Below are 23619 nucleotides of genomic sequence, written 5' to 3' on the forward strand. Positions count from 1 at the left end.
TGCAAAGTACAACCGGCATTCAGAATAACTGTGATGGAGGGTGAATTTTGTGTATTTGAAATGTTAAAAACCTTGAAAAGTGGAGGAGGCTAAACCAGTATCCGGCCCGACAGTAATTTTGAATAAAAACCACACAAAGACTGTAACGACGTAAAAAATATGGAGAGTCTTGCTGCAACCTTAGCGGGTTTCAGCCATCATCTCGCCCCGGCATGATTTTGCACGCTTTTCTCAGGAACAAGGCGTCAGGACAGACAGGTGCCGGACAACATCGCAAATAAGAAGAAAGTGGAGACTGGAATGACAATGAACACACCGATGCTGGTGACGTTTTGTGTTTATATTTTCGGGATGATTTTGATTGGTCTCATCGCGTATTTACGAACCAAAAACTTTGATGATTATATTCTGGGTGGACGCAGTTTAGGCAGTGTGGTGACGGCACTTTCAGCCGGTGCCTCTGACATGAGCGGCTGGTTGCTGATGGGTTTACCGGGGGCGATTTTCCTTTCCGGGATTTCTGAAAGCTGGATCGCCATCGGCCTGACCATCGGCGCATACCTGAACTGGAAACTGGTGGCGGGGCGGTTACGTGTGCACACCGAAGCCAACAACAACGCGCTGACTTTGCCGGATTACTTTACCCACCGCTTTGAAGATTCCAGCAAAATGCTGCGCATTATTTCGGCGATTGTAATTTTGGTATTTTTCACCATTTATTGTGCTTCCGGCATTGTGGCCGGTGCCCGTCTGTTTGAAAGCACCTTCGGCATGACTTACCAGACGGCGCTGTGGGCAGGCGCGGCGGCAACCATCATCTATACCTTCATCGGCGGTTTTCTGGCGGTCAGCTGGACCGACACCGTGCAGGCAACCCTGATGATTTTCGCGCTGATCCTGACGCCGGTGATCGTTATTCTCGCGGTCGGCGGTATTGATACCTCGATGATGGTGATCCACGCGAAAAACCCTGAATACACGGACATGTTCAAAGGCATGAATCTGGTGGCGATTCTGTCACTGCTGGGCTGGGGACTGGGCTACTTCGGCCAGCCACATATTCTGGCGCGTTTCATGGCGGCCGACTCCCATCACACCATCCGCAGCGCACGCCGTATCAGCATGACCTGGATGATTTTGTGTCTGGCGGGCACCATTGCGGTCGGTTTCTTCGGTATTGCTTACTTCAGCAATAATCCGGGTGAAGCGGGCAACGTGACGCAAAACGGTGAGCGTGTGTTCATCGAGCTGGCAAAAATTCTGTTCAACCCGTGGATTGCCGGTATCTTGCTGTCGGCGATTCTGGCGGCGGTGATGAGCACCCTGAGCTGTCAGCTGCTGGTATGTTCAAGCGCCATTACGGAAGATTTGTATAAAGCCTTCCTGCGCAAAGGCGCCAGCCAGCGCGAGCTGGTGTGGATTGGTCGTCTGATGGTACTGGTGGTCGCTCTGGTGGCCATTGCGTTGGCGGCGAACCCGGAAAACCGCGTACTCGGTCTGGTCAGCTATGCCTGGGCCGGTTTCGGTGCGGCATTCGGGCCGGTGATCCTGATTTCCGTCATGTGGAAACGCATGACGCGTAACGGCGCGCTGGCAGGCATGCTGGTCGGCGCAGTGACGGTGATTGTCTGGAAGAATTTCGCCTGGTTTGATCTCTACGAAATCATCCCCGGCTTTATCTTCGCCTCACTGGCGATCTGGATTGTCAGCCTGATGGGCCGTCAGCCTTCCGCCGCAGTGGAAGAACGCTTCACGGCAGCCGAAGCGGAATATAATACTATTTAGCCACTCCTCAGTTTTGAGGTGACGAAGATCGGGGTCGTCCTGACCCCGGTTTTCAGCATTTTGTTTCAGAGAACACTTCTATCCTGATTTTTCCTGCGCATTTGCCATCAGCCCTTCAAAAATCGATCTGTTCCCTCTTGTATTTCTTTTTCTAAGAATGATAATCACTATCGTTTCTTTTTACTTTTCTTTACAGAGAGCTTACAGATTCTGTGATTCGCCAGAATTAGGGGCCGGGAGTTCCAACATGTTCGTTCCGTTTCTCATTATGTTTCGCGAAGGGCTGGAAGCTGCACTGATCGTCAGCCTGATTGCCAGCTATCTCAAACGGACGCAACGCGGGCAGTGGCTCGGTGTGGTCTGGATTGGCGTTTTCATCGCCGCCGCACTTTGTCTGGCGCTCGGTCTTTTTATCAATGCCACCACCGGCGAGTTTCCGCAAAAACAGCAGGAGCTGTTCGAAGGCATCGTGGCCGTGGTCGCCGTGTGCATTCTGACGTATATGGTGTTCTGGATGCGCAAAGTGTCGCGCTCCATCAAAGTGCATCTGGAAGGCGCGATTGATAATGCGCTGAATTCCGGCCGCGGGCAGGGCTGGGCGCTGGTCGCCATGGTGTTTTTTGCCGTCGCGCGTGAAGGGCTGGAATCGGTGTTTTTCCTGCTCGCCGCATTCCAGCAGGATGTGGGTATCGAAGCACCGATCGGCGCGCTGCTGGGACTGGCTGCCGCCATTGTGCTCGGCTTCCTGATTTATTACGGCGGCGTGAAACTGCATCTGGCGAAATTCTTCAAATGGACCAGCCTGTTTATTTTGTTTGTCGCCGCCGGTCTGGCCGCTGGCGCGATCCGGGCTTTCCACGAAGCCGGTTTGTGGAATCAGATGCAGGACATCGCCTTTGATCTCAGCGGCACGTTATCCACGCACTCATTATTTGGCACCTTGCTGGAAGGCATGTTTGGCTATCAGGAAGCGCCGACGGTCAGTGAAGTCGCCGTGTATTTCCTGTATCTGATCCCTGCGCTGTTTCTGTTCTTTATGCCACAGGGCAAAAATCCTGTCGCCGCTCCGGCCTCTGCCGGGCAAAAAACACCACGTTGATTTCATAAACTTTTCATCACTTTGCGTTAGCCACGGAGTTGTACATGCCACATTTTCGCCGTAAAGCTTTACAGATCGCACTGTTGTCCCTGCCGGCCTTTGCGCTGAGCACCCACGTGCTGGCTGCCGATGTTCGTCAGGTTAAAATTGCCGTTAACGACAAACAATGTGAACCGATGGCGCTGACCGTACCCGCCGGTAAAACTCAGTTTGTTATCCATAACAACAGCCAGAAAAACCTGGAATGGGAAATTCTGAAAGGCGTGATGGTGGTGGAAGAACGTGAAAACGTGGCGCCGGGCTTCACGCAGAAAATGACGGCTAACCTTGAGCCGGGCGAATACGACATGACCTGCGGCCTGCTGAGCAATCCAAAAGGTAAACTGACCGTGACGGCAGAAGGCGCGCAAGCCTCCGGTAAGCCTGACGCCATGGCGCTGGTCGGCCCGATTGCGGAATACAAAGTGTATGTCACGCAGCAGGTGGCTGAACTGGTTGCCCACACCAAAGCCTTTACCGACGCGGTGAAGCAGGGCGATCTGGCGAAAGCTCAGGCGCTGTATGCCTCAACCCGTGTTTACTACGAGCGCATCGAACCGATTGCCGAACTGTTCTCTGATCTGGACGGCAGCATCGATGCCCGTGAAGATGATTTCGAGAAAAAAGCCGAAGATCCTAACTTCACCGGTTTCCACCGTCTGGAGAAAATCCTCTTCGCGGATAAAACCACTAAAGGCGCCGGACCGTTTGCTGACAAGCTGTATACCGACACGGTTGATCTGCAAAAACGCATCACTGACCTGACTTTCCCGCCGAGCAAAGTGGTTGGCGGCGCAGCAGGGCTTATCGAAGAAGTGGCGGCCAGCAAAATCAGCGGTGAAGAAGACCGTTACAGCCGCACCGACCTGTGGGATTTCCGTGCCAACCTTGATGGCGCACAGAAAATCGTTAACCTGCTGCGTCCGTTGCTGGAAAAGGCCGACAAACCGCTGCTGGATAAAATCGACGCCAACTTTAAAACCGTCGATGCGCTGCTGGATAAATACAAAACCAAAGACGGTTACGAGAATTACGAAAAACTGTCCGATGCAGACCGTAACGCAATGAAAGGGCCAATCACCACGCTGGCAGAAGATCTGGCTAAACTGCGCGGTGTTTTAGGTCTGGATTAATATCTTAAGCTCCCTCCCCTGCGAAGGGGAGGGTTGGGGTGGGGTATTAAAGTAAAATTCAGTGGCCAAAGTGTGCATAACCCCCTGTTTTGCCATTAATACCCCCTCCCGGCCTCCCCCTTCGCAGGGGGAGGAGCGTCACACCGAGGCATAGCAATGAGTCACAAAAACAATAATCAGGATGACGTTTCCTCTTCCCGCCGCAGCTTGTTGAAAGGCGTGGGATTGTTAGGCGGGGCATTTGCCCTGGGCGGCGCCACCACGGTGCAGGCTGAGAAAACACCCGGAGCAAAAAAAGAGTACACGCCGGGCACGGTGTCCCCCGATGAACGCTGGGGCAAACAGCCTTATTACGGCGAACATCAGGCAGGCATTTTAACGCCGCAGCAGGCGTCCATGATGCTGGTTTCTTTCGACGTGCTGGCGACCAGCAAAGCCGAGCTGGAACGCCTGTTCCGCCTGCTCGACAGCCGGTTTGTTTTTCTCACGAAAGGCGGCACCGCGCCGTCAATGGATCCGAAATTCCCGCCGATGGATTCCGGCGTAATGGGCGCTGAAATCTACCCGGATAACCTGACCATGACGCTGTCTGTGGGGGATTCGCTGTTCGATGAACGTTTCGGCTTAGCGCCACATAAGCCGCTGAAATTACAGCGCATGACGCGTTTCCCGAATGACTCCCTCGATGCCAAACTGTGTCACGGCGATCTGTCCCTGCAGATCTGCGCCAACAACAGCGATACCGTGGTGCATGCGCTGCGTGACATCATCAAGTACACGCCGGATTTACTCAGCGTGCGCTGGCGTCGTGACGGCTTTATTTCCTCCCATGCCGCCCGCAGTCAGGGCAAAGAAACGCCGATCAATCTGCTGGGCTTCAAAGACGGTACCGCCAATCCGGATGCCAAAGATAAGCCGCTGATGGATAAAGCCATCTGGGTGACAGACGGTCAGGGCGAACCGGCCTGGACGCTCGGCGGCAGTTATCAGGTCACCCGTCTGATCCCGTTCAGGGTGGAATCCTGGGACCGTACGCCGTTGCAGGAGCAGCAATCGATCTTCGGGCGCGACAAGGCTACCGGCGCGCCGCTGGGGATGGAAAAAGAGCACGACGTGCCGGATTACAGTAAAGATCCGGAAGGTAAAGTCATCCACCTCGACTCGCATATCCGGCTGGCGAACCCGCGTACCAAAGAGACCGAAGACAGCCTGATGATGCGCCGTGGCTACAGCTATTCGCTGGGTGTGACCAATGCCGGGCAACTGGAAATGGGACTGATTTTTGTCTGCTATCAGCATGATCTGGAGAAAGGCTTCCTGACCGTGCAGAAACGCCTGAACGGCGAAGCTCTGGAAGAGTATATCCGTCCCAACGGCGGCGGTTTTTTCTTCACGCTGCCGGGGAATAAAGACGAAAATCATTATCTCGGACAATCTTTGATCGAAGCCTGATACTGCGCCTCCCCCTGCGAAGGGGGAACCTGACACCAGACATCCTTTTTACGCCTGGTTACGCAATTCACTTTCTGTTAATACTCCGCTTCATTCCAAAAAACCTCAGCAATGTCATGATGATAAATCGTCGTCCTGATTTATCATCTTGCCTGCCTGAGACTGTTATGAGCATCAATCAATCCCGCAGAAAATTACTGATTTTCGGCATCGGACTTTCCCTGACGGCACCGCGCCTGTATGCGGCGCAAAAAGCCGTGCGCATCACCATGACGTCGGACGCAAGCCAGATCCGTCTCGCGCTACCGGCGGGCGATAAACGTTGCCGGGTGTTTATGCTCAGTGCGCCGGAACGGGTGGTGATTGATATGCCGATGGTGTCATTTCCACCGGAACTGGAACATGCGCTGACCGTGGTCCGGCAGAAATTTTCATGGGTAAAGGAGGGGAGGATTGCTCACTTCAGCCCGGACGTGGCGCGCATTGTATTGCAGGTGGACGGTAAACCTGAGATTACGCGCAGTACGGAAAACGGCGTGCTGAACGTGGCGATACGCGAAGCGAATGCCGCGCAGGTGCTGCCCGTCACGACCACCACACCGCGGGCGGAGAAACCGCTGCTGGTGATGATCGATCCCGGCCACGGCGGTAAGGATCCGGGGGCGATCGGCAATGAAGGCACTTATGAAAAACATGTGGTGCTGCATATCGCCAAAAGGCTGCAAACCTTGCTTGACGAGCAACACGGCATTCATGCGGTACTGACGCGGCAGGATGACGTATTTATCCCGTTGTATCACCGTGTCAGTCTGGCGCATCAGCATGAAGCTGATCTGTTTATCTCGATACATGCGGACGGGTTTACCAATGATCAGGTCTCCGGCGCGTCAGTGTTTGCGCTGTCAGAACACGGCGCGGGCAGTGCGATGGCACGCTATTTATCGCAAAGTGAAAACAGTGTCGATGTGCTGTACGACAACGATTTTAAGACTGATGATCAATACCTTAAAGAAACGCTGTTTGATCTCGACCAGCACGAAACCATTCACCGCAGTCTGGATTTTGGCCGCCATCTGGCCGCCAATATTATCAGGGTGCATCACATGCACAGCCCCCATCCGGAGCAGGCCGGTTTCGCGGTGCTGAAATCGCCACGCATCCCGTCGGTGCTGGTGGAGACGTCGTTTATTACCAATAAGCAGGAAGAAAAATTGCTGGGCGAGCCTGTTTTTCAGGAGAAAATGGCACGCGCGCTGGCGGATGGGATTAACAGTTACTTCATCAATGAAAAGAAAAACAATCTGCTGAGCTGAGAGAAATTCAGCGCGATTTAAGAGGATCTGAAAAAGATCTTCACGATCCTGTTGACGACGGCTACAAACTTTTTTACATTTTGGTAACGCAAATGTTTCAGCTGTCATTATACTGACATTTATAAGCGGTAGTTTTCACGAGGTGTACGGCAGGTGCCGTTAATAACACTGCGGGGAGCGCGAATGGTAAAGTCCTTGTTTGGGCTGTTGACAGAAAATAACATGCTTCACGCATTTACTCGTTGTTGTCGCTTAAATGCAAACGAGGATAAGGCCTCCGACTCTCTGTTATATCCACTTTTACTTTCAGCATTTCCCTGCCGCTTTTTACAACATTTCTCATCCACGCAACCTCTACCCTGTTCTTTAACTGACCCCTTAAATGTTTATGAAAATGATGTGAATATCATTGGCTTTTATTCTGGAAATTTCATTATATGGGTCAGCGGTTTGTCATTATTGACGATATTGGCAATGCCTCCTCGTGAACAGAAAACAGCCAAAAAATTACCGGTTAATCTTTTTGGTTTCTTTTCCTCTTCACGTTATTCATTGGCTTCACTTGGTCTAAAAGGAGACCAAAACCTCATTTGTGAGTGAAACATAACCGTGCGGGCATTATGCCTTAGCGTTAAGTGAATCAAACTGTAAGGTGCCACTATGGGAAGACAGAAAGCAGTGATCAAAGCTCGTCGTGAAGCAAAACGTGTTATTCGTAATGATTCACGCAGTCACCGCCAGCGCGAGGAAGAATCTGTGACGTCATTAGTACAGATGGGCGGTTTGGAATCGATCGGCATGGCTCGCGACAGTCGCGATACGTCCGTCATCGAAGCGCGTACTGAAGCTCAAGGTCATTACTTATCAGCCATAGAGAATAAGCAGTTAATTTTTGCTACCGGCGAAGCAGGCTGCGGCAAAACATTTATCAGCGCTGCGAAAGCGGCAGAGGCATTAATTCACAAAGAAATCGACAGAATTATTGTGACACGCCCGGTATTGCAAGCCGATGAAGATCTCGGTTTCCTGCCCGGTGATATTTCTGAGAAGTTCGCGCCTTATTTCCGACCGGTCTACGACATTTTATTACGTCGTCTGGGTTCATCATTCCTGCAATATTGCTTACGACCGGAAATAGGGAAAGTTGAAATTGCGCCATTCGCCTATATGCGCGGACGCACTTTCGAAAATGCGGTGGTGATTCTGGACGAAGCCCAGAACGTCACGGCCAGCCAGATGAAAATGTTCCTGACCCGTCTCGGTGAAAATGTGACGGTCATTGTTAACGGTGATATTACCCAGTGCGATTTACCACGCGGCGTAGTATCGGGGCTCAGCGATGCACTTTCCCGCTTCGAAGAAGACGAGATGGTCGGCATCATTAAGTTTGATAAGCAGGATTGCGTCCGTTCCGAGCTGTGCCAGAGAACGTTGAACGCGTATTCATAAACCGTCATCACAATGCAAAAGGCCGCTCAAATGAGCGGCCTTTATTGTTTGTGCCCCTCACGGGGAAGGCGAGGGCGTTACAACATAATTAACATCATATACGCGCAGAACAACGCCAGATGCGCAGTCCCGTTCAGTACATTGGTACGGCCGGTCGAGAACGAAATCTGACACAAAATCAGTACCGCGAGCATCACCACAATGTTTGCCGGATCCAGGCTGAAAATCAGGTTCTGACCGGTCAGGGTGGCGATCACGGTCACGGCCGGAACGGTCAGTGAAATAGTCGCCAGCACGGAGCCGAAGAATAAATTCATCGCACGCTGTACCTGATTCTTCAGTACTGCTTTCAGGGCGCCCAGACCTTCCGGTGAAAGAATAAGTAACGCGACCAGGAAGCCGGTGAATTGTGCAGGCGCGTTCAGTTCCGTCAGCAGGCTTTCCAGCGGATTGGCGTTGAACTTGGTCACCGCGATCACCAGCACCAGGTGGACGATCAGCCACAAGGTATGTGTCAGATTGCTTTTGGACGAGGGCTTACCGTGGCCGTCTTCTTCGCCTTCATCTTCATGCTCGTAGATAAACAGGCTCTGATGGGTTTTGGTCTGGATCAGCAGGAATACGCCGTACATGGCAGCTGAAATCATTGCGACAAACAGCGCCTGCGTCGTCGAGAAATTGCCGGCAGGCAATGCGGCAGGCAGTACCAGCACGATCACCGCCAGCGGGAAAATCGCCATCAGATACTGTTTGATGCCGCCGAGATTGACATACTGCGTCGCAAATTTGCGCCCGCCAAGCAGCAGGGCGACGCCTACCAGACCGGCCGTCACAATCATAATGATCGAAAATAACGTGTCACGCATCAGCGCCGGTGCGGCATCACCCGTCGCCATCAGGGCGGAAATCAGGCTGACTTCGAGGATTACCACGGAAAGGCTGAGAATAAGTGACCCGTAGGGTTCGCCCAAACGGTGTGCCAGTACGTCTGCATGACGGACTACGCTGAACGCGCTGGCGAGGATACCGACCAGCGCGATTAAATTGATGCCGACAACAGCGCCAAAATTACTGCTGTTGCCCCAGAGGACGAGAACGATAAGTGCTGCAATGGGAAAAATCAGGGAATATTCCTGATGGCGGGTTTTGATTTTTGGATGTTCCTGTGAAGACACCATGATGATTATTCTCCTTATAAACGCTCACGTAATAACAACCGCCTGTCTGTCAGTTGTCCGCAAAATGCATAGCAGCATAAAAGTCTAACCCGTTAAGTATAGTAGATAAATTAATCTATTAACAGAATAAAATCATGGTTAGGAACAAAATCGTCACATAGCCATCATTTAACGATACATAATTTGCTTTAAACCATGATAAGTGGTGCGCTAATTTTTCATGTTAAGAAAATAATTCATTTAAAAACAATGCACTGATCATTCATGATGAGTTTATGGCGTCTATGCGTCAATTTATGTAAATACTCCCTATACCCGCACAATCTCAGGGCAAAAAAGGGCGTTCAGGTACCTGATAACAAGAATAATCTGGCAGGATCCTCTGAGGGTAGCAGCTAGACTTAATGTTGTGCTCAGACTCAGCACATAAAGAATGTAACGATCATGAACGTCATGAAAAAGGAGATCACTATGCCTTATCAGAATCGCTCAGCGTTGCCTGATTCCGTCCGCAATGTGCTGCCCGCTCATGCGCAGGACATCTATAAGGAAGCGTTCAACAGTGCGTGGGATGAATACGCGAAATCCAAAGACCGTCAGGGTGACAGTTCCCGTGAAGAAACCGCCCACAAAGTGGCCTGGGCGGCGGTGAAGCATGGGTACAAAAAAGGGGATGATGACAAGTGGCATCCTAAAAAATCCTGATGTTGACGGCAGGTGAGGGGAAATGCCGGCCTGCCGATCTTTCTCACGCCGCACGCTTTGGTTTCCTGTTTTTTGTCTTATCCCCCCTCAAAATCTCAACATTCATACAATGTTCATAAAATAATCACTTTATTTTCGTTTTGTGATCCCTCTCAACCTTGATTGCAACGAAAGAAACGAATAAGGTTTCAGCAAGCAGGGTGATACTAAATTTCTTAATAAACCTGCGCGCCCCCTCAAGCAGAGGCGAAAATTGTCCGATATATCTCAAAACCACGACCCACGATAACGGAGAGCACAGCGTTAACAGCATGGCATGTTCAAAAGTACGTCGTACCGAAGGGGGAATGAATGTTAACTCGAGATTTCCTGCGTAACGCAGATTGCAAAACAGCATTCGGCAGCATTGATGAATCGATGCTACTGACCCCTGAACAACGCGCGGCTTCATTAGGTTGTACGCTGGCGCGTCGCCCGGATAACAGTCCGGTGTGGATTTTTGGTTACGGTTCACTGATGTGGAACCCGGTTTTTGATTCTGAAGAGGCGCGTCCCGCCACGCTTCATGGTTATCACCGTGCTTTCTGTTTACGTCTGACGTCCGGGCGCGGTACCCACGCGCAACCGGGGCGTATGCTGGCGCTGCGCGATGGCGGACAGACCACCGGGCTGGCATTCCGCCTGCCGGAAGACAAACTCCTCGAAGAACTCGAACTGCTGTGGAAGCGCGAAATGCTGACCGGCTGTTACCGGCCGACCTGGTGCGAACTGGATCTTGATGATGGCCGCAAAGTCACGGCGCTGGTATTTATCATGGATGCGTCCCATCCGCAGTATGAGGCGGATACCGATTATCAGGTCATTGCGCCTCTGATTGCGCAGGCCAGCGGCCCGCTTGGCACCAACGCGCAGTACCTGTTTGCGCTGGAAAAAGAGCTGAACAGCTACGGCATGCGTGACGACTGCATGAGTGAGCTGGTGAAGCAGGTGAGAATGCTGCTTTCCGTCTCTCCGGGCTTTGATGTGCCGGGCCTGAGTTAAAAAATCTGAACCGCTATTTCAGGCTGAGCGTCACTGGCGCCCAGCCTGCTGATTCATCCTCCCGCGTGATATTTCTCTGAATTCAATTAATTAGAATCCCTTCCAATAATAAAATTCCTAATCCTTATAAAATATCCGCATTAACATCCTGTTTACCCTGACGTTATCCCTGAAAAGTTGATTGCATTTGCTCTGTCAATCAGCATAATTCGAATCGTTATGATAATTATTACCATTCACGATTGAACTTTTTCAGGGAATTACCATGCGCACCAAAAGTGAAATCCTTCACACTCCAGCCTTTGCCCGTAAAGTCTTGCCGGTGGTGATTTCTGCCGCGCTGAGCGGGTTAGCGTTACCGGCCATCGCGGCAACCCCCACACCACAAACCACCGCGTCCACTGCTAAAACCGGCGACACCATCACCATTGAAGCCGCGCCACAGACTTTTAAATCTGGCGGCAACGACACGGTTCCGGCGTATCTGGACGGACAAATCGCCAACGGCGGACGTCTGGGGATCCTCGGTGAACAGGACGCGATGAATGTGCCGTTCAGCGTCGTGAGCTTCACCGACAAACTGATGCAGGATCAGCAAACCCGTACGCTGGGCGACGTGCTGAATAATGACGCCTCGGTGCAGACCGGTTACGGCTACGGCAACTATTCAGAAACGTTCGTGGTGCGAGGCTTTGAGCTGTCCGGCGACGATATCTCTTACGGCGGATTGTACGGTGTGCTGCCGCGTCAGCTGTTACCGACCGAATTTGCTGATCGTGTTGAATTACTGAAAGGTTCAAGCGCCTTCCTCAACGGTGTACCGCCAGGCGGCACCGGCGTGGGCGGCAACGTCAATATCGAGCCAAAACGTGCCACCGATACCCCGATTAACCGCGTGAGCGTGGATTACACCTCTTCTTCGCAGGTCGGCGGCGCGGTGGATGTGGGGCGTCGTTTTGGTGACAACAACCAGTGGGGCGTGCGCGTCAATGCTGTTCACCGCGAAGGTGAAACGGCGATTGATGATGAAAAGCGCCGCCTGACGCTGGGATCCATCGGCCTTGACTACCGTGGCGATCGCTTCCGTTCATCTCTGGATTTCGGGATGAGCAAAACGACGGTGCACGGTGGCCGTCCGGTGGTGTATCTGGGTAACGCGAGCAAAATTCCTGATGTGCCTTCTGCGACCGGCAACTACGGACAGAAATACGCATCGACCGATATGGAAAACGAGTTCGGCATGCTGAAAGGCGAATACGATGTGGCCGACAACTGGACGGTATATGCCGCCGCCGGTGCTAACCATACGCATGAATTTGGTAAATACAGCTCGCCGACCCTGCAGGATAACGACGGTAACGCCACAATGAGCCGCATGACCGTGCCTTATTTTGCGGACAGCTTCTCCTCTCAGGCGGGCGTACGCGGCAAATTTGATACCGGTTTTGTTAACCACAGTGTCAACCTCGGCATGTCGACGCTTTACCGTAAATACAAAACCGCGTACACCATGACCGCGGCTTCCATTAATACCAATATTTACGATCCTTCTCATGTGGATGAACCGCTGACCAATCTCTACAGCGGCGGCGATATGAGCGATCCTGCGGTGCGCAACCGTACCCGTAGCTATGGCGTTTCACTTTCCGACACCATGTCCGTGCTCGACGACCGTCTGCAATTTATCGCCGGTCTGCGTCGTCAGAATGTCGTGGTCAAAAACTACAACTACGACGGCTCTGAAAACACCTCGTTCGACGAAATGAAAGTCACTCCGGCGTTTGGTCTGGTGGTGAAACCATGGGAACACTACTCCTTCTACGCCAACCACATTGAAGCGTTGCAGGCAGGTGAAACGGCCGGTACGACTTACAACGGTCTGGTGGTCAGTAACGGCGGACAGGTCACCGGCATCGAAACCTCCAAACAAAACGAAGTGGGTGTGAAAGCGGATTTCGGTCGCGTTGCCGGTTCACTGGCGCTGTATGAGATCAAAAAGCCGATCGGCATGTACCGCGCCACGGGCGACGGTTATACCTACGGTAACTATGGCGAAGTGCGTAACCGCGGGATCGAGCTGAATGTCTTCGGCGAACCGGTCACCGGCGTGCGCCTTAACAGCAGCATCACCTGGATGAACCCGGAAATGACCAAAACGCAGGGCGGAGCCTATGACGGCAACGACGCCGTTGGCGTGCCGGATTACCAGTGGGTAGTGGGCGGCGAATGGGATATTCCCGGTGGCAGCGGTGTCACCGCCACCGGTAAAGTGATCCGCTCCGGCTCGCAGTATGCTGACGAAGCGAACAAGCTGAAAGTGGACGGCTGGACACGTCTGGATCTCGGTCTGCGCTACGCGATGCCGGTAGGGCAGAACACCCTGACCTGGCGTGCAAATCTGGAAAACGTCACCAACGAGAAATACTGGGCATCGGCCACCGGGGGATATCTGACTCAGGGCGATCCGCGTGAATTTAAACTTTCCGCCACCTACGATTTCTGATGATTTACGCCTCCTCATCACCGGGGAGGCGTTCACATTTGTACAGTAACAATTCCCCGCCAGCCCGCATTCCGACGCTTTAATAACCAATCAGATAACGTTATGCAAAATTTGCATAACGATAGTATTTATCAGACTTTCTGGTAGGTTGAAGAAACTTTACACTCACTCACCCGACATACTTCGAGCCGCAGATGCGTTGGCTGCGCTCAGTCACCCGAATCACTTACTCATGTAAGCTCATCGGGATCCCTTCGTTTGCCGCGTTACTGCAACTCGAATTATGTGGGCTAACTTGAATAGCAATTTCGCTACCCTGGAGAGTCTGTCTTGATGAAAGCTTTATTACCGTCCGTCCTGTTCACGGCTATTGCGGCTACTTTCTCTGTGCAGGCTGCCACGCCGCCGGATACCCTGGTTATCGCGCAATCCATCGATGACACCTCCAGTTTTGACCCGGCGCAGGGCTTCGAACTGACCACTGTTCAGGCTTTCAATAACATTTATCAGCGTCTGGTGCAGTCTGACCCGAATAATCCGATCGATTTAAAACCGACACTGGCCGCCTCCTGGGAAGCGGGTAAAGATAACCGCAGCCTGACGTTTGCGCTGTCGCCGAAAGCCACCTTTGCCAGCGGCAATCCGCTGACCGCCGATGACGTGATTTTCTCACTGTCGCGCGTGGTGAAGCTGAATCTTGAGCCTTCCTTCATTCTGACGCAGCTGGGCTGGACCGATAAAAACGTCGATACCTTCCTGACCAAAGTCGATGATCAGCATGTGAAAATCAGCTGGACCGCCGATGTCAGCCCGTCATTCGTGCTGAGCCTGCTGTCTGCGCCGGTATCCTCAATTGTCGACAGCAAACTGGTGAAAGCTAACGCCACCGCTGACGATTTGGGGCATCAGTGGCTGAGCAACCATTCTGCCGGTTCCGGTCCGTACCAGATCCGTAACTACATTCCCCATGAAGTGGTGATCCTGTCCGCCAATCCGACCTCACCGGAAGGCGCACCGAAACTGAAAACCATTCTGATCAAAAACGTACCGGATCCTGCGGCACGCCGTTTGCTGATCGAGCAGGGCGATGCTGACATGGCGCGTAACCTCGGTTCCGACCAGATGGCGGCGCTCGAAGGCAAGAAAGGTGTGAAACCGCTGGCGGTGCCGTATGCGTCCCTGTACTTCATGCAGTTCAACGCCAAAGCCTCTCCGGCGCTGGGAAATCCGGCCTTCTGGGAAGCCGCGCGTTACCTGTTTGATTACAACCACATCGCGCACGACCTGATGAAAAATCAGTTCCAGGTGCATCAGGCTTTCCTGCCTGAAGGTTACCTCGGCGCGCTGAATGACACGCCTTACACCTACGATCCGGCCAAGGCTAAAGCGATTCTGGCGAAAGCCGGACTGACCAACGTTAGCTTCACGCTGTCCACGGCTAACCAGCCGCCGTATCTGGACATCGCGCAGGCATTGCAGGCCAGCTTCGCGCAGGGCGGCGTGACCGTGAAACTGGATCCGGGTTTAAGCTCGCAGATTTCCACCAAAGTGAAGGCGCATGAATACGATGCTTACATGTCTTCATGGGGCCCGGATTACTTTGATCCGAACACCAACGCCTCGGCGTTTGCCTTCAACCCGGAAGACGGCAGCAAAACGCTGGCATGGCGTGCTAACTGGTCCATTCCGGCGCTCAACAAACTGACACTGGCCGCGATTGCTGAGCCGGATCAGGCTAAACGCGTGGCGGATTACCGTCAGCTGCAACTGGAAGTGCAGAAAAACTCGCCGTTCGTGATCGGCCTGCAAGCGAAAAGCCTGATTGCCGTTCGCGACAACATCAAAGGTTACGTGCAGGGCATCAACCCTGACATGGTCTTCTACAGCAAGGTCACCAAGTAATGACAGACAGTTCAACGCCCGCCGGATTCGTCCGGCAGGGTTGGCGCTGGTCAGGCCGTTTGCTGACCGGCGTGATTTCGCTGGCGCTGACATTGCTCGGTCTGCTGGCGTTCACCTTTACACTTTCCCATCTCGCACCGATTGACCCGACACTTCAGGTGGCGGGCGATCACGCCAGTGAAGCCACCTATGCGCAGGTGCGTCGCGATTTAGGGCTGGATCAGTCGGTGCCCGTGCAGTTCGCCCGTTATCTGGATCATCTGGCGCACGGCGATATGGGGATCTCGCGTATCACCGCGCAGCCGGTCGCCAGTGACTTAATGCGCACCTTCCCGGCGACGGTCGAACTGGCAACCTGTGCGATCCTGCTTGGCGGGTCGCTCGGCATCCTGCTGGCATTGCTGGCGGTGTGGAAACCGGGAAGCTGGCTGGATAACATCGCGCGGCTGGTGTCGCTGCTCGGCTACTCCGTGCCGATTTTCTGGCTGAGTCTGCTCGGCCTGTTGTTGTTTTACGCCGTGCTGCACTGGGCGGGCGGGCCGGGGCGGCTTGACGACCTGTATATGTACACCATGACGCCGCGCACCGGTTTTGTGCTGATTGATACCTGGCTGTCCGGTGACCGCGAGATGTTCTACAACGCCATCAGCCATTTATGGCTGCCGGTGACGGTGCTGGCGATGCTGTCGATGGCGGGCATCACGCGCCTGCTGCGGGCATCCATGCTCGGCGAAATGAACAAAGAATATGTGATTCTGGCGCGCTCCAAAGGCGCGGGCAGGGTGCGGGTATTGCTGTGCCACGTGTTCCCGAATGTGCTCGGCACATTGATCACCGTGCTGACGCTTTCCTACGCCAGCCTGCTGGAAGGCGCGGTACTGACGGAAACCGTCTTTGCCTGGCCGGGCGTCGGACGTTACCTGACCACTGCGCTGTTCGCCGCGGATACCCCGGCAATTCTTGGCGCTACGCTGCTGATCGGCACCTGTTTTGTGCTGCTTAATGCGCTGGCTGACGCCCTTACTTACCTGCTCGATCCGCGAACCCGGTAGTTTTTATGACACAAATGATCCCTGAACAACCGACGCAGGTGGAAGCGGAAGCCGAAACCTCCGTCTGGAAACCGACCCGGCGCATCACCGCGTTTTCTGTCGGGCTGGTGCTGGTCGCCATTCTGGTGCTGACCGCGCTGCTCGCGCCGTGGCTGGCGCCTTTCGATCCGAACATCCAGCATATCGAACTGCGTCTGTTGCCGCCGTCCGACACCCACTGGCTGGGCACTGACGGTTTTGGCCGTGATTTGCTTTCGCGCGTGGTGTACGGTGCGCGCCCGACGCTGCTGCTGGTCTCGCTGATCCTGGTGCTGACCATTCCGGTTGGCCTGCTGATTGGCATCAGCGCCGGTTACATTGGTGGCTGGTACGAGCGCATTGTGATGCGTCTGACCGATATTGTGATGTCGTTGCCGAGTCTGGTGATGGCGCTGGCGCTGGTGGCTATTCTCGGCCCCGGCCTGATGAACGGCGCACTGGCGCTGGCTTTCACCAGCTGGCCGCCGTTTGCGCGACAGGCGAGGGCGGAAACGCTGGCGCTGCGCCGCAGTGATTATCTGGCTGCGGCACGGATGCAGGGCATTGGCGGATTGCGTCTGATGTTCGGCCATATTCTGCCGTTGTGTCTGCCGAGCGCCGTGGTGCGTGCGGCACTCAGCCTCGGTGGCATCATTCTGGCTTCTGCCGGTCTCGGCTTCCTCGGTATGGGGATCCAGCCACCGACCGCCGAATGGGGCTCGATGGTTGCCGAAGGCAGCAAAGTTATTTTCGATCAGTGGTGGGTCGCCGCTGCACCGGGCGGGGCGATCCTTTTCGCCAGCCTGGCTTTCAACCTGCTGGGCGATGGCCTGCGTGACAAAATGGATCCACGACATGGCAACTGACTTTTCACATCACGACAAACTGGTCGCAGACGATCTGACCATTTATCTGCCGGGCGAGCGTCCGCTGGAGCTGGTGAAATCCCTCTCCTTCAGCGTCGGGCAGGAACGCGTGGCGCTGGTCGGTGAATCCGGTTCCGGAAAATCCCTGACCGCCCGTGCGCTGATGGGCTTGCTGCCGCATCCGTGCAAACTGCGTGCTTCGCAGCTCACACTCGGCGATCACGATCTGACCCGGCTTAAAGAGCGCGAATGGAGCCAGCTGCGCGGTAACCGCGTATCAATGGTGATGCAGGATCCGAAACACGCGCTCAATCCGACGCAAAAAATCGGCAAACAGGTGGAAGAGCCGCTGCGTCTGCACACCCGTCTTGGCCGCAAAGAGCGTCAGGAAAAGGTGACCGACATGCTGAATGCGGTCGGCCTGCCGAATCCGGCTTTCCTGCAACAGCAATATCCGCACCAGCTTTCCGGCGGCATGGGGCAGCGCGTGATGCTGGCGATTGCGCTGATTAATGATCCGCAATGGCTGATTGCCGACGAACCGACTTCCGCGCTGGATTTCGACATGCGCGAACAGGTACTGGGGCTGATTGAGCGTTTGGTTGAGCAGCGCAATATGGGGTTGATCCTGATCAGCCATGACCTGCAACAGGTCGCACATTATTGCGAGCGGGTGCTGGTGATGTACAAAGGCGAACTGCTGGATGAACTGCCGGCCGATCAGCTGGCGAACGCCACACATCCGTACACCCACACGCTGTGGTCGTGCCGTCCGAGTAAATTTACCCACGGTGAACGTCTGCCGGTGCTGGATCGCGCGCTGCTGGCCTCTTTAACACAGGAGCCGCGCCATGAGTGACATTGTCGCTGAACTGCACCAACTGAGTGTGTCGCACCGTCAGGGCTATGAAACCCGCACGGTGGTGCACAACGTCAATCTGACCATCAACAAAGGCGAATGCTTCGGTCTGGTCGGGCCGTCCGGTTGCGGAAAATCGTCCCTGCTGTGGGTGCTGGCGGGTCTGAACGGTCACTGGGACGGCAGCCTGACACTGCTCGACCATCAGGTGAAACCCGGCAAGCCTTTTACCGGCAGCCTGCGCCGCGATGTGCAGATGGTTTTTCAGGATCCGTATGCCTCGCTGCATCCGAAACACAAGCTGGTGCGCACGCTGGCAGAGCCGCTGAAAATCCTCAAAGAGCAGGACATCGAACAGAAGATTGCAGAGGGGTTCCGTCAGGTCGGGCTGGATCCGGCGCTGATGAACCGCTATCCACATCAGCTTTCCGGCGGACAGCGTCAGCGCGTGGCGATTGTCCGCGCGTTATTGCTCAAACCGAAACTGCTGTTGCTCGATGAGCCGACGTCGGCCCTCGACATGTCCGTACAGGCGGAAATTCTCAATCTTCTCAACGACCTGAAAGCCAGCAGCGACCTGACCATGATACTGGTCAGTCACGATGCCGATGTGATCGATCATATGTGTGATCGTGCCGTGCATATGGCGAAGGGTTACGTGCTGACTTAGCTCCTTCGCAGGGGAGGGAGCCGGAAAATCCTTAATCTAATTTATTAAATAACAAAGCTTTATTTCATTGTTCTGGCCTTGCCGCTGCACCTCTACACTCGGAAAAACTGTCTTTTCACCTGTGGAGATCGACCTCAATGAAAGTACGTGTTCCTTCCCTGTTATTCCTGCTTATGATGGCGGCAACCCGTGTGGATGCGGCGACACCGGCCGATACGCTGGTCGTTGCCGGTTCGCTTGAAGGCATTATCAGCCTGGATCCGGCTGAAAGCTTTGAAACCGTCAGTTCCGGTAATCTGGTTAACCTGTATCAGCAGCTTGTTGTTTCTGACCGCCAGCATCCTGATCAACTCGATCCAGACGCTGCCGCCAGCTGGCAGCCGGGGCCGGACGCGCACAGCCTGATCTTCACCCTCAAGCCGGGGCAGAAATTTGCCAGCGGCAATCCGCTGACTGCCGACGATGTCATCTACTCCTTTACCCGTGTGGTCAAACTCAATAAAAGCCCGTCGTTTATTTTGGGTGAACTGGGCTGGACGCCGGAAAACGTCGACGGCAATCTAAAAAAACTGGCGGATGATAAAGTCCAGCTGAGCTGGCCTGCGGACATCGGCAGCGGTCTGGTGCTGAGCATTTTATCCGCGCCGGTGGCGGGCATTGTCGACAGCAAGTTGCTGAAAGAACACGTCGATCAGAACGATTTCGGCAACAGCTGGCTGCGTTCGCGCTCGGCGGGCAGCGGCGCATTTGAAGTCCGTAACTATGTGCCTCACGAAGCGTTGATTTTCAAACGAAATCCGAATGCGAAGCCGCTGGCGAAACTCGAAAATGTGCTGTTTAAAAATGTCGGCGATCCGTCCACCCGCCGTCTGCTGGTACTCAACGGTGATGCGGATGTGGCCTACGATTTAGGGGCAGACCAGTTCAGTTCGCTGGAAAAAGAGAAGGGGGTGCACGTCGCCCAATTCCCGGCCGCGAAAGTCTTCTATCTGGCGTTTAACGTCGGCGATACCACCCAACCGGCGCTGGCCAATCCGGCTCTCTGGGAAGCCGCCCGCTGGCTGGTGGATTATCAGGGCATTTCTACCGATCTGCTAAAAGGCCAGTACGGCATTCATCAGACTTTCCTGCCCGACGGATTAGCCGGAGCCATCGACGATCAGCCGTTCAAATATGACGTTGCGAAAGCCAAAGCCATTCTCAGCAAAGGCGGCATCGCACCGGGCACCAAAATCGATTTGATTGTGATTAACCAGCCGCCTTATTCAGATATCGCGCAGGCATTGCAGGCCAGTTTCGCTAAAGCCGATATCAATTTAGTGGTGCATCCGCTGGTCGAAAGCGACGTGCTGACCCGTATGCGTGCACATAAATTCCAGTCGATTTTCACGTACTGGGGCGCGGATTATCTGGATCCAAACACGAACGCCAGCACCTTTGCCTACAACGTGCCGAATGGCCCTAAAACACTGGCGCAGCGTATTCAGTGGGTGATCCCGGAAATCAGTAAGCAAACCCGTGCGGCGGCGGCAGAATCGGATCCAACCAAACGCAAGGCGCTGTATGCTGATTTACAGCGCGAACTGCAGAAAAACTCGCCGTTCGTGGTGTCGCTGCAAAGTAAGTTGCTGGTGGCAATCCGCGATAACGTGAAAGGCGCAAGTCAGAATGTGGCAGGCAGCCAGTTGTATCTGGATACGGTGAGTAAGGAATAAGGGAAGCCTTATCATCCGTTGTTCTCAGGTAATGACCCCGGGGCACAGGTCCCGGGGTTACACCGTTCAGCCAGATGTTGAGCGCGCCATTGACGAGGCGACCCCTGCTGTTTCATGACTTTTTCTGAAAATCTTTGAGATGGACGACTTTGTTGATGTCATCCATCAGGCGCGGGTTATTGCGTACTTCCCAGATATCGACATTGGTTGTTACGAGGTGCTGTCCAGAGAATCTGCTTATGTGGCAGTGAAAGGTAAGAAAAATGCGGGAAGGCGCGCAGTAATGGCGCTGACCGCAGCCGGCGCGGAGAGTGAAAATTTTTGGATTTTACATTCAATCCTTAATAGGATGAGTTTTGGGCAGGTGATAACCGATATAACATTGATTTTAAGAAAGGATTTGATGATGGAACTCAATACGCCGCGCTTAACCCTGACGCCGGTGACGTCAGATGACTGGCCGTTTTTTCTCCAGCTTCGTCAGGATGAGACACTGATAAAATTCATGTCAGCGATGATGACGGAAGAAGAAAACCGGGCGGTATTTGCGCGACGTCTTCAGGGCTTTGTTCCCGGCGTCCGCCATCAGGCTGAGTTCATTATCAGAGACCGCGAAACCGGCAAGCCACAGGGAAATATCGGTTTTCGTGCCGAAGATGACGATATGGCGAAAGTGGAAATTGGCTACACGCTGGCACCCTACGCGCAAGGAAAAGGCTACGCGGGTGAAGCGCTGCAAGCCTTATGTGATTTCGCATTAAGCAGCGGCGTTATTCACCGGCTTAAAGCCGCTGTGCTGGCGGGGAATGTCAGTTCTGCCCGGTTGCTGGAAAAGAACGGTTTCATCCTGCACGAAACGCTGAAAGGCGGCTACCTGCTGAACGGAGAACATCACGACGACTGCATTTATTATTTAGAAAAATGATACTGTTGCCTTTGCGAATCCGTTTCCATTACTGAGATCTTATGACGCTGAAAGCCCTCAATACTGAATCCCTGCAAAAGAGCGATCTGATTAACCTGCTGATTGCCATTCCAGCGGGGATTGTCGCCGCGCTGGTGACGATTGCTTTTCGCGGCGCGATTTCGGGTGTCAACGGCCTGATGTTCGCGGACGGCAGTGACATCACCAACGCTTTCAATGAATATCCCAAAATTGTCTGGCCTCTGATCACCACGACAGGCGGGGTGATTGCCGGTTTCATTCTGCTGTGGGCGCTGCGCCACGAAAGCAAATACGGCAAGATGCCGGATTACCTCGATGTTATCGATCAGCGTTTGCCGGGTATTCCGGTGGTGAGCACCGTGTTGCGCGGATTGTCCTCGCTGGCCAGTATTGCCAGCGGCGGTTCAATTGGTCGGGAAGGGGCGATGGTGCAGCTTTCGGCGCTGAGCGGCAGTCTGCTCGGGCGGTTTTCGCGGTTTAAGGGCGTTCATCAGTCCGATATTATCGCGATGGCGGCGGCGGGCGGGCTGGCGGCGGTGTATCACGCCCCGTTTGCCGGTGCGCTGTTTGTGGCGGAAATCGCCTTCGGCGTGACCGCCGTTCAGCGACTGATCCCGCTGTTTATCTCAGCATCGGTGGCGGTGCTGACCGTCCGGTCGCTGACCGATTACGCGCCGCTTTATCTTTATTCCTCCGTGTCTTTCAGTCCGTCTCCCGGCGCGATATTAACCGTGCTGATTATCGGTGTGGCGACGGGGATCCTCGGGCCATTATTCATTTCGTCTATCGATAAAGTCCGTCAGTGGATGAAACCCATTTCGCACCCGGCGCTGCGTCTTGGTCTCGGCGGGCTGGGCGTCGGGCTGGTGGCGATGATTTCGCCGCTGGTGCTGGGTAACGGTTTTGAAGTGATCGATTTAATCCTCAACAACGGCAATTTACAGACGTCACTGCTGGTGCTGCTGATCCTGAAAATTGTCGCCACGGCGATCACCATCGGTTCCGGTGCCGTCGGCGGGCTGTTTACGCCTTCGTTACTGATTGGCGCGGCGGGCGGGGCGCTGGTGTGTACTTTCCTGCAATGGCTGGGGTTCGATCCCGGTCCGGTCGGTTTATACGCGGCGACCGGCATGAGTGCGCTGCTGGCGGCGACCAGTCACGCGCCGCTGATGTCGATCATGATGGCGTTCGAGATGACCCTCAACAGTTCGCTGCTGTTCCCGCTGATGCTGGCGACGGCGATCTCTTATGTGGTTGCCTCACGTCTTAAAGTCGGCGGAACCTATCCGGTGCTGACACGGCATAATGCGCGGTTTGCGGCGAAAAATGCCTTTGAATACAGCACGGTGGCCTCGCTGATTTCACTCTGTTCGAAAATGTACGTTGATGCCTCGCTGTCTGAAGTGGTCAGCGAAGGGCTGAAACAGCGCACGCGTTATGTGTACGTGGTGGATCGGGAAGAGCGTTTTCTCGGCGTGGTGCCGACTAACGTGGTGGCGGCTGGTCTTATTGATGGCAGCGTGAAATCCGACAGCCCGATTGACCCGTTTATCGAGCAGGAATTCACCACCATTTTCCAGCAGGCCAGTTATGAGCAGGCGTGGGCAATGTTCAGTCATTCCCCGCTCGAACGTTTGCCGGTGCTGGAAAACGCTGAATCACGCCGGTTACTGGGTGTGATCACCAAAGCGGCGCTGCTGAACAAAGCCAAAGACTTCCTCTGATTAACCGCCGGTTTGCTCAATGGAAACCGGCTGCTTTCTGAAATACCCCTCATTTTCCATATCCTCCCGTCCTGCATAAAAGGGCTTGCCTGTTTTTAAATTACATCCTGTAAATCAATAAGATGACGATTCCCCTGTGGATACCCCTTTGGGGGTATCTTGCGTTATGT

19 protein-coding genes are annotated in these 23619 nt (G+C 54.0%); 18 read left to right on the plus strand and 1 reads right to left on the minus strand.

Features of this window, described 5'->3' with window-relative positions:
- The first annotated feature begins 300 nt into the window (after positions 1-300).
- The 7 genes from putP (at position 301) to phoH (ending at position 8270) form a co-directional block, all read left to right on the plus strand.
- Positions 301-1785, plus strand: coding sequence for a sodium/proline symporter PutP (putP, locus tag J9880_RS17480; RefSeq protein WP_095922212.1), 1485 nt, complete (start codon positions 301-303; stop codon positions 1783-1785).
- 247 nt (positions 1786-2032) lie between these two features.
- Positions 2033-2884, plus strand: a complete 852-nt coding sequence (gene efeU / locus J9880_RS17485; protein WP_095922211.1) for an iron uptake transporter permease EfeU — start codon at positions 2033-2035, stop codon at positions 2882-2884.
- Positions 2885-2928: 44 nt separating this feature from the next.
- The gene (efeO, locus tag J9880_RS17490) at positions 2929-4056 is read left to right on the plus strand and encodes an iron uptake system protein EfeO (RefSeq protein WP_133823879.1); all 1128 of its coding nucleotides are present in this window, start codon (positions 2929-2931) and stop codon (positions 4054-4056) included.
- 156 nt (positions 4057-4212) lie between these two features.
- Positions 4213-5508 (plus strand): iron uptake transporter deferrochelatase/peroxidase subunit, encoded by a 1296-nt coding sequence (gene efeB / locus J9880_RS17495; RefSeq protein WP_095922209.1) that lies wholly within the window; start codon positions 4213-4215, stop codon positions 5506-5508.
- A gap of 167 nt (positions 5509-5675) precedes the next feature.
- Positions 5676-6821: an N-acetylmuramoyl-L-alanine amidase gene (locus J9880_RS17500; RefSeq protein ID WP_232769669.1), complete on the plus strand. Its 1146-nt coding sequence runs from the start codon at positions 5676-5678 to the stop codon at positions 6819-6821.
- Positions 6822-7004: 183 nt separating this feature from the next.
- Positions 7005-7421, plus strand: a complete 417-nt coding sequence (locus J9880_RS17505; RefSeq protein WP_119824984.1) for a hypothetical protein — start codon at positions 7005-7007, stop codon at positions 7419-7421.
- Positions 7422-7481: 60 nt separating this feature from the next.
- Positions 7482-8270, plus strand: coding sequence for a phosphate starvation-inducible protein PhoH (gene phoH / locus J9880_RS17510; RefSeq protein WP_095922206.1), 789 nt, complete (start codon positions 7482-7484; stop codon positions 8268-8270).
- A 77-nt stretch (positions 8271-8347) separates the two neighbouring features.
- Here phoH and chaA read toward each other — a convergent pair whose 3' ends face one another.
- On the minus strand, positions 8348-9448 hold the full coding sequence (gene chaA / locus J9880_RS17515; RefSeq protein ID WP_095922205.1) for a sodium-potassium/proton antiporter ChaA: 1101 nt from the start codon (positions 9446-9448) through the stop codon (positions 8348-8350).
- A gap of 471 nt (positions 9449-9919) precedes the next feature.
- Between chaA and chaB the strand changes: the two genes are divergently transcribed.
- From chaB to J9880_RS17570, 11 genes are all read left to right on the plus strand, one after another.
- A complete protein-coding gene (chaB, locus tag J9880_RS17520; protein ID WP_095922204.1) occupies positions 9920-10153 on the plus strand; it encodes a putative cation transport regulator ChaB in 234 nt (77 codons plus the stop codon).
- 351 nt (positions 10154-10504) lie between these two features.
- Positions 10505-11194 carry a gamma-glutamylcyclotransferase gene (locus J9880_RS17525; RefSeq protein WP_095922203.1) on the plus strand — a complete coding sequence of 230 codons (690 nt, stop codon included), beginning with the start codon at positions 10505-10507 and terminating at the stop codon, positions 11192-11194.
- Positions 11195-11459: 265 nt separating this feature from the next.
- Positions 11460-13697: a TonB-dependent receptor gene (locus J9880_RS17530; RefSeq protein ID WP_232769670.1), complete on the plus strand. Its 2238-nt coding sequence runs from the start codon at positions 11460-11462 to the stop codon at positions 13695-13697.
- A 333-nt stretch (positions 13698-14030) separates the two neighbouring features.
- A complete protein-coding gene (locus J9880_RS17535) occupies positions 14031-15599 on the plus strand; it encodes an ABC transporter substrate-binding protein (RefSeq protein WP_119824980.1) in 1569 nt (522 codons plus the stop codon).
- A complete protein-coding gene (locus J9880_RS17540; protein WP_131694378.1) occupies positions 15599-16651 on the plus strand; it encodes an ABC transporter permease in 1053 nt (350 codons plus the stop codon). The genes J9880_RS17535 and J9880_RS17540 overlap by 1 nt, the downstream gene beginning before the upstream one ends.
- Before the next feature lie 5 nt (positions 16652-16656).
- Complete coding sequence (locus tag J9880_RS17545; protein WP_095922199.1) at positions 16657-17535, plus strand: ABC transporter permease; 879 nt, start codon at positions 16657-16659, stop codon at positions 17533-17535.
- On the plus strand, positions 17525-18394 hold the full coding sequence (locus J9880_RS17550) for an ABC transporter ATP-binding protein (RefSeq protein ID WP_095922198.1): 870 nt from the start codon (positions 17525-17527) through the stop codon (positions 18392-18394). The genes J9880_RS17545 and J9880_RS17550 overlap by 11 nt, the downstream gene beginning before the upstream one ends.
- Positions 18387-19064 carry an ABC transporter ATP-binding protein gene (locus J9880_RS17555; protein ID WP_095922197.1) on the plus strand — a complete coding sequence of 226 codons (678 nt, stop codon included), beginning with the start codon at positions 18387-18389 and terminating at the stop codon, positions 19062-19064. Before J9880_RS17550 ends, J9880_RS17555 begins: the two co-directional genes overlap by 8 nt.
- A 137-nt stretch (positions 19065-19201) precedes the next feature.
- The gene (locus J9880_RS17560) at positions 19202-20779 is read left to right on the plus strand and encodes an ABC transporter substrate-binding protein (RefSeq protein WP_232769671.1); all 1578 of its coding nucleotides are present in this window, start codon (positions 19202-19204) and stop codon (positions 20777-20779) included.
- 403 nt (positions 20780-21182) lie between these two features.
- Positions 21183-21704 (plus strand): GNAT family N-acetyltransferase, encoded by a 522-nt coding sequence (locus J9880_RS17565; protein ID WP_232769672.1) that lies wholly within the window; start codon positions 21183-21185, stop codon positions 21702-21704.
- Between the two features lie 41 nt (positions 21705-21745).
- Positions 21746-23449: a chloride channel protein gene (locus J9880_RS17570; protein WP_232769673.1), complete on the plus strand. Its 1704-nt coding sequence runs from the start codon at positions 21746-21748 to the stop codon at positions 23447-23449.
- Positions 23450-23619 lie beyond the last annotated feature (170 nt).

The sequence above is a fragment of the Rahnella victoriana genome (assembly GCF_021276285.1).
GTDB lineage: Bacteria > Pseudomonadota > Gammaproteobacteria > Enterobacterales > Enterobacteriaceae > Rahnella > Rahnella victoriana.